Raw genomic sequence first — 11,927 nt, 5'->3', positions numbered from 1 at the left:
GACCGGTGAGCCCGAAGCAGCGTCGCCTGATCATCCCTGCGGCGCTGGCGGCCCTGCTGGTGATCGTGGTGATCGCCCAGGTGGTCAAGTGAGCGGAGTGGCGAGCGCGCCGAGTCGGACCAGCGAGCCACTGCTGCGTGCGCTCAACCGGATGCGGTCGGCGATCCTCGACCCCGATCGGCTGGTCACGGCGGTCGCCTCGGGTCGTCAGCGCGGCACGACGCCGCCGTGGCGGCGGGTGGAGATCCGCTACGTCGAGCTCAAGGCCGGGCGGCACCTCCAGATCACGACGTACGACGCCACGCAGGCGTTCACCGCGAACCACCCGGTCGGCGGCCCTGCGCTGATCGCCGCGCTCGACGAGCTCCTCGACCTCCCGTTGGCCCGCTGGGTGGTGACGACGAGCACGGAGAGGACCACGGTCGAGGCCAAGACGCCCCACACCGCTCTCGTCACCACCGAGGCGATTGAATCCGACGGGGAAGGCGCCTCTGGCGGGGCCTCGCCGGCAGCCGCCTCCCACGACCGAGCCAAGGAGCGGCTGCTCCCCGAGTCGGATCCGGTCTTCGTGGCGCTCGGGATCAGCGACCGTGACGGGCGGCTCAAGCCGAGCCGGACCGCGAAGTACCGCCAGGTCGAGGAGTTCCTGCGGCAGCTCGACGCCGCGATCTCCGAGGCCCTGGGCAGCGGGCGCCTCCGCACACCGACCACTGAGGAGCCGCTGCGGATCGTTGATCTGGGCTGCGGCAACGGCTACCTCACGTTCGCCGCCCAGCGCTACCTCGCCTCCGTCCGCGAGCTGCCGGTCGTCGTCACGGGCGTGGACGTCAAGGAGCAGTCGGCGTCGCACAACGCGGCCGTGGCGGAGCAGCTGGGCGTCGACGCGCGGTTCGTCGTCGGCACGATCGACGGCGTCGAGCTCGACCAGGCGCCCGACGTGGTGCTCGCCCTCCACGCCTGCGACACCGCGACCGACGACGCCCTCGCGCGGGCCGTCGCGTGGGAGGCGCCGCTCGTCCTGGCCGCGCCGTGCTGCCACCACGACATCGCGGCCCAGCTCCGCAGGGCGCCGACCCCGTCGCCGTACGCGATGCTCACGCGCCACGGGATCCTCCGGGAGCGCCTGGCCGACACGCTCACCGACGGCATCCGCGCGAGCCTGCTGCGGATCAGCGGCTACAAGGTCGACGTCGTGCAGTTCGTCGAGAGCCGGCACACCCCACGCAACACCCTGCTGCGCGCCGTCCGCACGGGCGGAGCGGTCGGCGCGATGAAGGGAGGCAGCGTCCGCAAGGAGTACGACGAGCTCGTCTCGACCTGGGGCGTGCGGCCCAAGCTCGCCGATCTTCTGGGGCTCTGACGATGATCGCGCGGGTCGCGGCGGCGGTCGTGCTGGCGCTCGGACCGTCGAGCGACGGCGCGTTCTCGTTCCAGGATGCCGAGATCACCGAGTCCTCGGCGCTGGTCGTGCTGCCGGACGGCGACTTCGTGACGACCAACGACTCTGGCGACTCCGCGCGCGTCTTCGTCGTCAGCCCGGAGGGGAAGACCCTGCGGGTCAGCGCGTGGGCCGACGACGCCACCGACGTCGAGGCGCTCGCGCCGTTCGGCTGGCCGGCGCGCGACGATCGCGTCTGGGTCGGCGACATCGGCGACAACGCCGCGATCCGCGACTCGATCACCGTGGGGGTGGCGAAGGTCGGCCTCGGCGACCAGGAGACCCAGGAGGGCTCCGTCCCGCGCGAGCTGCGCTACCCGGACGGCGCCCACGACGCGGAGACGCTCATGGAGGCCCCCGACGGCCGGCTGCTGATCGTCACCAAGGGCTTCCTGGGCGGCACGCTCTACGCCACGCCGCAGGAGTACGACGCCACGGGACCGGTCACGCTGGAGGCGCTCAGCTCGCCCGATGTGATGCTCCCGATGGCGACCGATGGCGCGTTCCTCCCCGACGGGCGCCACTTCCTCGTGCGGGGCTACACCTCGGCGACGCTCTACGCCTGGCCGAGCCTCGACCGGCTGGGGTCGATGACCCTGCCGAGCCAGAAGCAGGGCGAGGGTCTCGGCATCGCCGCCGACGGCAGCCTGTGGCTCTCCAGCGAGGGCGTCCATTCCGAGGTGCTCCACCTCCAGCTCACCCCGGAGCTGCAGGCGATCGTCGCCCCCACCTCCCCTTCCCCCTCTCCCTCCTCTCCCTCCCCGAGTGGGGCCTCCCCGCAGCCGAATGGGTCCTCCCCTCAGCCGAGTGGGGGCTCCCCTCAGTCGAGTGGGGGCTCGGAGTGGTGGCCCTGGGCGGCCGGAGGCGTCGTCGCGGCCGGGCTGGCCGCGTGGTGGGTGCGGTTGAGGCGGCACCCGAACGGGTAAGCACCTGTCGTGGTCAGGCTCCGTCGTACGTCTCCGGATCAGGCGGGCTGGACCCGCAGGCGCGCCGGGAAGGGCTTCACCTACCTCGACGAGCACGGCGAGCGGCTGCCCTCGGAGGCGGTCGACCGGATCCGGGCGCTCGTGATCCCGCCGGCCTGGAAGGACGTGTGGATCACGCCGTACGACAACGGGCATCTGCAGGCGGTGGGGACCGACGACGCCGGGCGGAGGCAGTACCTCTACCACCCGGCCTGGCGCACCCGTCGCGACGCCGAGAAGTTCGACCGCGTGCTGCTCTTCGGGGAGGCGCTCGTGCGCGCTCGCGAGCAGGTCGTCGACGACCTCGGCCGCGAGGGCATGCCCCTCGAGCGCGCCTGCGCCGTGGCCGTGCGGCTGCTGGACCTCGGCTACTTCCGGATCGGGAACGACGTGTACGCCGACGCCCACGGCAGCTTCGGGCTGACCACCTTGCAGCGGTCGCATGTCCGTCGGCACCAAGACACGCTGGTCTTCACCTTTACCGGGAAGTCCGGGGTCGACCATCGCATCGAGATCGACGACGCGGCCGTCACCGACGCGATCGAGGTGATGCGCCGGCGGCGGAGCACGGACAAGACGCTGCTGGCCTACCGGCTCGAGCGGCACTGGCGCGCGATGCTGCCCGAGCTGGTCAACACCTACGTGCGCGAGGTGACCGGAGCGACGGCGAGCGCGAAGGACTTCCGGACCTGGCACGCCAGCGTGCTCGCCGCTGCCGCCTTCGCCGAGGCTCCGGAGGCGACCTCGAAGGCCGCGCGCAAGCGGGTCGTCGCCGCCACGATGCGGGAGGTGTCGGAGTTCCTGGGCAACACCCCCGCCCTCGCCCGATCCGCGTACGTCGACCCGCGGGTCGTGTCGGCCTACGAGGAGGGCCGCACCATCGCCGCGGTCACCCGCCGGACCTACGACACCCCCGACGAGCGCCAGGTGGCGCTGGAGCGGGCAACGCTGCGGCTGATCCGCAACGAGGCCGACGCCTGAGCCCAGATCCACCGATTTTGCGCCTGCTGCGCGCCCCCATCCGGGCACGCCGGCGGCGTTGTCGCACCTCGACGGAGGCCACTTCGTTCAGACCTCGGCCCGCCTTCGGCACTCCGCCTTGCCGGCGCACCCGTCTGGTGACGCTCGCGACGGCGAAAATCGGTGGATCTGGCTGAGCCGGTGGGCCAGCGGCGTCTGGAGCGTGCGTGCCAGGCGTCGCTAGAGGTGGTCGACGACCCAGTCGATGCAGGCGGTGAGAGCCTCGACGTCGGCGGCGTCGACAGCGGGGTACATCGCGATGCGCAGCTGGTTGGCGCCGATGCCGCGGTAGGCGTCGAGATCGACGATGCCGTTGGCCCGCAGGACCTCCATGACGCTCGCCTTGGAGAGGTCCGGGTCGAGCTCGATCGTGCCGACGACCGGCGAGCGGTGGGTCGGGTCGTCGACGAAGGGGGCCGCATAGGGCGACTTCTCCGCCCATCCGTAGAGCACCTCGGCCGACGCCGCGCTCCGTGCCGCCATCGCCGTCAGGCCGCCGTCGGCGATCATCTGGTCGAGCTGCTCGGCCATCAGGAAGAGCGTCGCGATGGCCGGGGTGTTGAGCGTCTGGTCGGCACGGGTGTTCTTGAGCGCCGTGACGAGGGAGAAGAACTCCGGGATGTGGCGGTCGCTGCGCGCGATCCGCTCCGCGCGCTCGATCGCGGCGGGGGAGAGGGTCGCGATCCACAGGCCGCCGTCGGAGGCGAAGGACTTCTGCGGGGCGAAGTAGTAGACGTCCGCCGCGCTGACGTCGACGCCGAGGCCGCCGGCCGCGGAGGTCGCGTCGACCACGGTGAGCTGGTCGGCCGTCATTCCCGCGGGACGCACGACCGGCGCCGCGACACCGGTCGAGGTCTCGTTGTGGGTCCACGCGTAGGTGTCGACGTCGGCGTCGAACACGGGGGTGACGAGGGAGCCGGGCTCCGCCGTACGCATCCCGGGGGAGGCGAGCCACGGCGCGGCGTTGGCGGCCTTGGCGAACTTCGCGCCGAACTCGCCGAACACGGCGTGCTGGCTGCGCCGCTCGATGAGCGCGAAGGTGGCGAGGTCCCAGAACGCGGCCGAGCCGCCGTTGCCGATCGCGACCTCGAAGCCGTCGGGCAGGGCGAAGAGCTCGGCGAGGCCGTCGACGACCCGGCGGACGAGCTGCTTCACCGGCGGCTGACGGTGGGACGTGCCCATGAGCGTCACGCCGGTGGCGGCCAGCGCCTCCAGGCGGCCGGCCGGGACCTTGGACGGCCCGGAGCCGAAGCGTCCGTCGGCGGGCAGCAAACCGGCTGGGATCTCGAGCCTCACGGCGCCTATCCTCCCATCCGTGTTGGAGCTTCGTCGCCTCGGTTACGACCACCCCGACGCACAGGCGCTCACCTCGCGGCTGCAGGCGTTCTACACCGAGCGGTACGGCGGCGGGGACGACGATCCGACCGACCCGGCCCAGTTCGTGCTGCCCGACGGTGTCTTCCTCGTCGGCTATCTCGACGAGGTGCCGGTGGCCACGGGCGCCTGGCGCGTCGTCGGCGAGGACCGGCTCGGCACGACCCGCACGGCCGAGCTGAAGCGGATGCACGTCGTTCCCGAAGCCCAGCGCCGCGGCTTCGCGGGCGAGGTCCTGCTCGCGCTCGAGGAGTCGGCTCGGGAGGCGGGGATCGAGGCCCTCATCCTCTCGACGGGACTGGGTCAGCCCGAGGCGATCGCCTTCTACGGGCGTCACGGCTATGAGCCGATCGAGGGCTTCGGCCACTACGCCGGCATGCCCCTCAACCGCTGCTTCGGCAAGCGCCTCTGAGCCGACTCGGCCCGCCGCCCCGATCCCGGAGCCCCCACTCGGCGGGAGGGGAGGCCCTACTCGGGGGAGGGGAGCCCCCATTCGGCGGGAGGGGAGGCCCCATTCGGCTCAGGCCCAGGCGGCGTCGTACCCGTCGATCTCCTTGACCGAGCGGGCCGCGGGGCCGGTGTAGATCGCGCTGGGGCGGATCAGGCGGCCGGTCTTCTTCTGCTCCAGGATGTGCGCCGACCAGCCGGCCGTGCGAGCGCAGGTGAACATCGAGGTGAACATCGGAGCCGGCACCTCGGCGAAGTCGAGGACGATCGCGGCCCAGAACTCCACGTTGGTCTCCAGCACGCGGTCGGGGCGGCGCTCGCGCAGCTCGGCGAGGGCGGCCTTCTCGAGCGCCTCGGCGACCTCGTAGCGCGGGGCGTCCAGCTCCTTGGCCGTCCGGCGCAGCACGCGGGCGCGCGGGTCCTCGGCGCGGTAGACCCGGTGGCCGAAGCCCATGAGCCGCTCGCCCGAGTCCAGCAGGTTCTTGACGTACGCCGTCGCGTCGCCGCTGCGCTCGACGTCCTCGATCATCCCCAGGACGCGGGAGGGGGCACCGCCGTGCAGCGGGCCGGACATGGCGCCGATCGCGCCCGAGAGCGCGGCGGCGACGTCGGCGCCCGTGGAGGTGATGACACGGGCGGTGAAGGTGGAGGCGTTCATGCCGTGCTCGGCGGCGGAGGACCAGTAGGCGTCGACGGCCTGGACGTGCTTCGGGTCGGCCTCGCCCCGCCAGCGGATGAGGAACTTCTCCGCGAGCGTCGTGCCCTCGTCGACCTTCTTCTGCGAGACCACCGGGTGGCCGATGCCGCGGGCCGACTGGCCGGCCCAGGCGAGCACCATGACGGCCGCGCGACCGAGGTCCTCGCGGACCTTCTCCGGCGTCGAGTCGTAGGTGTAGGTGATGCCGAAGGCCGGGGCCAGCTGGGCGATCGCGGACTGGAGGTCGACGCGGACGTCGCCGGTGTGCACCGGCAGCGAGAACGCCTCGGCGGGCTGGAGGCCGGGATCGAAGGAACCGTCGACCAGCAGGCCCCACACCTTCTCGAACGGCACCCGGCCGGCGAGCTCCTCGATGTCGACGCCGCGATAGCGCAGCGAGGACCCCTCCTTGTCGGGCTCGGCGATCTGGGATTCGAAGGCGACGACGCCCTCCAGGCCGTGGTGTACCTCAGTCATGCCTCGCATTGTGCCTGCGATCCCCCCGTCGCGCATGTCCTAGGGTCGCGATATGGATGCGCGAGACTTGGCAGCGGCACGCCGCGACTACGCCCTCGGGGGGCTCGACGAGTCCGATCTGGCTCCCGAGCCGATGGCGATGTTCGAGCGGTGGTACGCCGACGCCGTCTCGGCCGGGATCCACGAGCCCAACGCGATGGCCGTCGCCACGGCCACCCCGGACGGCGTGCCGTCGCTGAGGTTCGTCCTGCTCAAGGGCTTCGACGCCGGTCCCGACGGGGGCTTCGTCTTCTACACCAACCAGGCCAGCCGCAAGGGCGCCGAGCTCGCGGCCAACCCCCGCGTCGCGCTGCTCTTCCCCTGGCACCCGCTGGAGCGGCAGGTCCGGGTCGAGGGGACCGCGGCGCCGGTGAGCCGGGCTGAGGTCGACGCCTACTTCGCCCGCCGCCCGCGGGGCAGCCGCCTCGGGGCCTGGGCGAGCCACCAGTCGGAGGTCGTCTCCGGCCGGGCCGAGCTGGAGACGGCGTACGCGGAGGCGGAGAGGCGCTTCGAGGGGGTCGAGGAGATCCCGCCGCCCGAGGAGTGGGGTGGCTATCGCGTCACGCCCGAGGTGGTGGAGTTCTGGCAGGGCCGCACCGGCCGGATGCACGACCGCCTCGTCTATCGGCTCGCCGAGGACGGCTGGGCGACCGAGCGCCTGGCGCCGTAGGCGGGAACCCTGGCGCTCGCCCTGACCTGGGCGACGATGCCCCTCTGTCGAAAGGGCCATTTTATCCAGTTGTGAGTGAGTGCTCACTCACTTAGGGTGTCCGGCGTGAGGGAGCGGGCCCGGCCGATGTCGCCCGACCAGCGTCGCGAGGCGCTGGTCGCGGCCACGCTGCCCCTGCTCTACGAGCACGGCCGGGCCGTGACGACGCGCCAGATCGCCGAGGCGGCCGGCGTCGCCGAGGGCACCATCTTCCGGGCGTTCGAGTCCAAGGACGAGCTCATCGACGCCGCCGTCGCCACGGCCTTCGCGCCCGGCCGGATGCTGGCACGACTCGACGAGATCGACCCTGACGCGCCGCTGCGGGAGAAGCTGCTGAAGCTGGTCAGCGTCCTGCAGCAGCGGTTCCGGGCGATCTTCGGGCTGATGCACGCCCTCGGCCAGATGGGGCCGCCCAAGCACCTCCTCGACGAGAGCCGCCGCGCGGCGGTCGACGAGACCCGCGCCGCCATGGCCGCCATCGTCGCCAACGACGCGTGGCGCCTGTCGGTGACCCCCGAGATGCTCGTCCACATGCTGCGGATGCTGACCTTCGCGGGCAGCAACGAACAGATCTCCGACGGTCAGCTGCTCACCCCCGAGCAGATCGTCGACACCCTCCTCCACGGCGTACTCACGATAGGCGATTGACCATGCTCATCAGGCTCCTGCGGACCTTCCTCGCGCCCTATCGTCGGTCGTTGGCGGTGATCGCCGCCCTCCAGCTGGTGAGCGTCGGGGCGATGCTCTACCTGCCGACGCTCAACGCCGACATCATCGACAACGGGGTGTCGCAGGGGGACCAGGGCTACATCTGGCGCGTGGGCGGGGTGATGCTCCTCGTCGCGCTCGCGCAGGTGGTGTGCCAGGTGGCGGCGGGCTTCGTGGCGGCACGCTCGGCGATGGCGTTCGGGCGGGACCTGCGACGCGATCTCTTCCACAAGGTCGGCTCGTTCGGGGCGTTCGAGATCGGCCGCTTCGGCGCCCCGAGCCTCATCACGCGGGGGACCAACGACGCCCAGCAGGTGCAGATGCTGGCGTACCTCCTGTGCGGCATGGGCGCGTCCATCCCGATCACGATGGTCGGCGCGGTCTTCATGGCGCTGCACCAGGACACCCACCTGGCCTGGCTCTTCGCCGTCCTCATCCCGGCGCTCTTCCTGACCGTCGCGCTCATCGTGTCGCGGATCGTGCCGAGCATGTCGCTCGTGCAGTCCCGGCTGGACGCGGTCAACCGGATCCTGCGCGAGCAGATCACCGGCATCCGGGTGGTGCGCGCCTTCGTCCGCGAGCCGCTGGAGCGCGCCCGCTTCCAGCGCGCCAACGACGACCTCACCGACGTCAGCCGTCGCGCCGGCCGGTGGCTCGCCGCGTTCTTCCCGTCGATGCTGCTCATCGTCAACGTCGCCAGCGCCGGCGTGATCTGGTTCGGGGGTCACCTCGTCGACTCCGGCGACATGCAGGTCGGCCCGCTCACCGCCTTCCTCTCCTACCTCATGCAGGTGATGTTCAGCGTCATGATGGGGACCTTCGTCTTCATGCAGGTGCCGCGCTCGGCCGTGTGCGCCGAGCGCATCCAGGAGGTGCTCGACACCGAGCCGTCGATCCTCGCCCCGGCCGCCGGGGTCACGACGGCCGAGACCCGCGGCGAGCTGGTCCTCGACGGCGTCGACTTCACCTACCCCGGGGCCGAGCAGCCCGTCCTCACCGGCCTCTCCTTCGCCGCGACCCGCGGCCAGACGCTGGCCATCATCGGCTCGACCGGCGCCGGCAAGTCGACGCTGGTCAACCTCGTGCCGCGGCTCTTCGACGCCACCGCGGGCTCGGTCCGGGTCGACGGCGTCGACGTCCGCGACTGGGACCCCGACGCGCTCGGGTCGCGTCTCGGGCTCGTCCCGCAGCGGGCGTTCCTCTTCTCCGGCACGATCGCCTCCAACCTGCGCTTCGGCCGGGAGGACGCCGACGACGAGGAGCTGTGGCGCGCTCTCGAGATCGCCCAGGCCCGCGACTTCGTGGCCGCGTTGGACGACCGGCTCGACGCCCCGGTCGTCCAGGGCGGCACGAACTTCTCCGGCGGTCAGCGCCAGCGTCTCGCCATCGCCCGCGCTCTCGTACGCCGTCCCGAGATCTACCTCTTCGACGACTCCTTCAGCGCGCTGGACCTGGCGACCGACGCCCGGCTCCGCGCCGCGCTCAAGCCGGAGACCACGGACGCGACGGTCGTCATCGTCGCCCAGCGGGTCTCCACGATCCGCGACGCCGACCAGATCCTCGTGCTGGACGACGGCCGGATCGTCGGGCGGGGCACCCACGCCGAGCTGCTGGCCGGCAACACGACGTACCAGGAGATCGTCGCCTCCCAGCTGAGCGCGGAGGAGGCGGCGTGAACACCCCCACGCGATGCTGCTCCGCTGCGCTCCGCACCATCGAGCGGGGACCCCGATGAGCGCTGACAACTCGTCCGCCACGCCCAAGGTCGGGCAGCAGATGAAGGCGACCGAGCGCATCGCTCCGGGCCCGCGCGGACCCGGGCGGGGCGGCCCGATGGGCGGCCCCATGGTGGCGGAGAAGGCCGCCACCTTCGGCCCGTCCGCCAAGCGCCTGCTCGGCCGGATGGCCCCGCAGCGGCTGCTGCTCTCCGCGGTCGTGCTCTTCGCCGTGGTCGGGGTGGTGCTGCAGTCGCTGGCGCCGCGCTTCCTCGGCCACGCCACCGACCGGATCTTCGCCGGCGCGACCGGCCGCAAGCTGCCCGCGGGGGAGACGGTCGACCAGATCGTCGCCGGCCTCCGCGAGCGGGGCCAGGACCGTCTCGCCGACGTGATCGCCGGCATGGACTACCTCGTGCCCGGCAAGGGCGTCGACTTCGGCGCGGTCGGCCACATCCTGCTGCTCGTCATCGGGCTCTACGTCGTCGCCCAGGTCTTCGGCCTGGTGCAGGGCCTGCTGCTCAACCGGGTCGTCCAGGCGGCGATGCGGGAGCTGCGCGGCGACGTCGAGGAGAAGCTCCAGGTGCTGCCCCTGGAGTACTTCGACTCCCAGCCGCGGGGCGAGATCCTCTCCCGCGTCACCAACGACATCGAGAACGTCAGCCAGACCCTCGGCCAGACGATGTCGCAGCTGCTGACCTCGGTCGCGCAGGTGGTGACCATCCTCGTGATGATGTTCTCGATCAGCTGGCTGCTCGCCCTGATCGCGCTCGTGTCGGTCCCGATCTCCATGGGCGTCGCGCGGATGGTGATGCAGCGCTCGCAGGGCCAGTTCAAGGAGCAGTGGCGCCAGACCGGCCAGCTCAGCGCGCACATCGAGGAGACCTTCTCCGGCCACGACCTCGTCCGCGTCTTCGGCCGCCAGCGCGACGTCGAGGAGGTCTTCGCCGAGCGCAACGAGGGCCTCTTCCGGGCCGGCTTCCGGGCGCAGTTCGCCAGCGGCCTGGTGATGCCGGCGATGCAGTTCATCGGCAACCTCAACTTCGTCGCCGTCGCGGTCGTCGGGGGCATCCGGGTCGCCCACGGAGCGATGACGGTCGGTGACGTGCAGGCCTTCATCCAGTACTCCCGGCAGTTCAACATGCCGCTCACCCAGGTCGCCTCGATGCTCAACCTGCTGCAGTCCGGCGTGGCGTCGGCCGAGCGGGTCTTCGAGCTGCTCGACGCGCCGGAGCAGGTGCCCGACCGGGACGGCTCCCTGCCCGCCGCATCATCTGGCGCGCGGGGGGAGGTCCGCTTCGAGGAGGTCTCGTTCTCCTACGACCCCGCCCACCCGCTGATCCAGGACCTGTCCCTCGTCGCGCAGCCCGGCCAGACGGTGGCGATCGTCGGGCCGACCGGCGCGGGGAAGACGACGCTGGTCAACCTGATCATGCGGTTCTACGAGCTGGACGGCGGCCGGATCACGCTCGACGGTGTGGACATCACCTCGATCCCGCGTGGCGTGCTCCGCGAGCAGACCGGCATGGTGCTCCAGGACACCTGGCTCTTCGCCGGCACGATCCGGGAGAACCTGCTCTACGGCCGGCCGGATGCGACGACCGACGAGCTGCTGGAGGCGGCGCGGGCGACCTTCGTCGACCGGTTCGTGCACTCGCTGCCCGACGGCTACGACACCCTCGTCGACGCCGACGGCGGCTCGCTGAGCGCGGGCGAGCGGCAGCTGCTCACCATCTGCCGGGCCTTCCTGGCCCAGCCGGCGCTGCTGATCCTCGACGAGGCGACCTCGTCGGTCGACACCCGCACCGAGCTGCTGCTGCAGCAGGCGATGGCCGCCCTGCGCACCGACCGGACCTCGTTCGTGATCGCGCACCGGCTCTCGACGATCCGGGACGCCGACCTGATCCTGGTGATGGAGGCGGGGCGGATCGTCGAGCAGGGCTCGCACGACGAGCTCATCGCGGCAGGCGGCGCCTACGCGCGGCTCTACCAGTCGCAGTTCGCGTCGGCGACGTGACCGGCGCCGCCTGACGCCGGCCGGGCCCTGCCGACCGCACAATCGGAGAGTAGGACCGCGCGCGGGTCGGGGGCGATGGGAGAATCGGGACCGTGTGGGCTGTCGCGCTGGTTCTCGCCGTCGCCGCGGTGGTGCTCGCCGTCCTCCTCGTCCGTGTGCGCTCGGAGCTCGTCGTGGCGCGGGAGCGGGTGGCCGAGCTCGAGAGTGAGCGCTCCACCCTGATCGGGGCCTTCGACGCGGCCGGGCTGGTGGCGCCCGTGCTGGCGCTCGACCGCAGCGGCAGGACGCTGCGGGTCGCCCGGCAGGCGGCGCGCGCCGTCC

11 protein-coding genes are annotated in these 11,927 nt (G+C 72.0%); 9 read left to right on the top strand and 2 right to left on the bottom strand.

Annotated elements, in window-relative coordinates; genetic code table 11:
• Window positions 1-151: 151 nt before the first annotated feature.
• The 3 genes from QM572_RS03445 to QM572_RS03435 are packed head-to-tail and all read left to right on the top strand — an operon-like array spanning window position 152 to window position 3,384.
• Complete coding sequence (locus tag QM572_RS03445; protein WP_415090183.1) at window positions 152-1,360, top strand: class I SAM-dependent methyltransferase; 1,209 nt, start codon at window positions 152-154, stop codon at window positions 1,358-1,360.
• 2 nt (window positions 1,361-1,362) lie between these two features.
• On the top strand, window positions 1,363-2,364 hold the full coding sequence (locus QM572_RS03440) for a hypothetical protein (protein WP_415090056.1): 1,002 nt from the start codon (window positions 1,363-1,365) through the stop codon (window positions 2,362-2,364).
• 9 nt (window positions 2,365-2,373) lie between these two features.
• Window positions 2,374-3,384, top strand: a complete 1,011-nt coding sequence (locus tag QM572_RS03435; protein ID WP_415090054.1) for a DNA topoisomerase IB — start codon at window positions 2,374-2,376, stop codon at window positions 3,382-3,384.
• A gap of 219 nt (window positions 3,385-3,603) precedes the next feature.
• Here QM572_RS03435 and serC read toward each other — a convergent pair whose 3' ends face one another.
• Window positions 3,604-4,719, bottom strand: coding sequence for a phosphoserine transaminase (serC, locus tag QM572_RS03430; protein ID WP_415090052.1), 1,116 nt, complete (start codon window positions 4,717-4,719; stop codon window positions 3,604-3,606).
• Window positions 4,720-4,738: 19 nt separating this feature from the next.
• Here serC and QM572_RS03425 point away from each other — a divergent pair, with 19 nt between their 5' ends.
• Window positions 4,739-5,209, top strand: a complete 471-nt coding sequence (locus QM572_RS03425) for a GNAT family N-acetyltransferase (RefSeq protein ID WP_415090050.1) — start codon at window positions 4,739-4,741, stop codon at window positions 5,207-5,209.
• Between the two features lie 108 nt (window positions 5,210-5,317).
• Here QM572_RS03425 and QM572_RS03420 read toward each other — a convergent pair whose 3' ends face one another.
• A complete protein-coding gene (locus QM572_RS03420) occupies window positions 5,318-6,418 on the bottom strand; it encodes a citrate synthase 2 (RefSeq protein ID WP_415090048.1) in 1,101 nt (366 codons plus the stop codon).
• A 52-nt stretch (window positions 6,419-6,470) separates the two neighbouring features.
• Here QM572_RS03420 and pdxH point away from each other — a divergent pair, with 52 nt between their 5' ends.
• The 5 genes from pdxH to QM572_RS03395 form a co-directional block, all read left to right on the top strand.
• On the top strand, window positions 6,471-7,127 hold the full coding sequence (gene pdxH, locus QM572_RS03415; RefSeq protein WP_415090046.1) for a pyridoxamine 5'-phosphate oxidase: 657 nt from the start codon (window positions 6,471-6,473) through the stop codon (window positions 7,125-7,127).
• Window positions 7,128-7,232: 105 nt separating this feature from the next.
• On the top strand, window positions 7,233-7,814 hold the full coding sequence (locus QM572_RS03410) for a TetR/AcrR family transcriptional regulator (protein WP_415090044.1): 582 nt from the start codon (window positions 7,233-7,235) through the stop codon (window positions 7,812-7,814).
• Between the two features lie 2 nt (window positions 7,815-7,816).
• Entirely contained in the window at window positions 7,817-9,550 is a 1,734-nt protein-coding gene (locus tag QM572_RS03405) for an ABC transporter ATP-binding protein (RefSeq protein ID WP_415090042.1), read from the top strand.
• A gap of 55 nt (window positions 9,551-9,605) precedes the next feature.
• Complete coding sequence (locus tag QM572_RS03400; protein ID WP_415090040.1) at window positions 9,606-11,606, top strand: ABC transporter ATP-binding protein; 2,001 nt, start codon at window positions 9,606-9,608, stop codon at window positions 11,604-11,606.
• A 92-nt stretch (window positions 11,607-11,698) separates the two neighbouring features.
• On the top strand, window positions 11,699-11,927 hold a 229-nt coding region (locus tag QM572_RS03395; RefSeq protein ID WP_415090038.1), incomplete at its 3' end, for a hypothetical protein.

This window comes from Nocardioides sp. (assembly GCF_047607365.1).
Taxonomy (GTDB): domain Bacteria; phylum Actinomycetota; class Actinomycetes; order Propionibacteriales; family Nocardioidaceae; genus Nocardioides.
This window is presented reverse-complemented; position numbering and strand designations above follow the sequence as displayed.

Bases quoted from the DNA above. Each gene is read 5' to 3' on its own strand.
- QM572_RS03445 (WP_415090183.1), top strand. From the start codon at position 152: ATGCGGTCGGCGATCCTCGACCCCGATCGGCTGGTCACGGCGGTCGCC.
- QM572_RS03440 (WP_415090056.1), top strand. From the start codon at position 1,363: ATGATCGCGCGGGTCGCGGCGGCGGTCGTGCTGGCGCTCGGACCGTCG.
- QM572_RS03420 (WP_415090048.1), bottom strand. From the start codon at position 6,418: ATGACTGAGGTACACCACGGCCTGGAGGGCGTCGTCGCCTTCGAATCC.
- pdxH (WP_415090046.1), top strand. From the start codon at position 6,471: ATGGATGCGCGAGACTTGGCAGCGGCACGCCGCGACTACGCCCTCGGG.
- QM572_RS03405 (WP_415090042.1), top strand. From the start codon at position 7,817: ATGCTCATCAGGCTCCTGCGGACCTTCCTCGCGCCCTATCGTCGGTCG.
- QM572_RS03400 (WP_415090040.1), top strand. From the start codon at position 9,606: ATGAGCGCTGACAACTCGTCCGCCACGCCCAAGGTCGGGCAGCAGATG.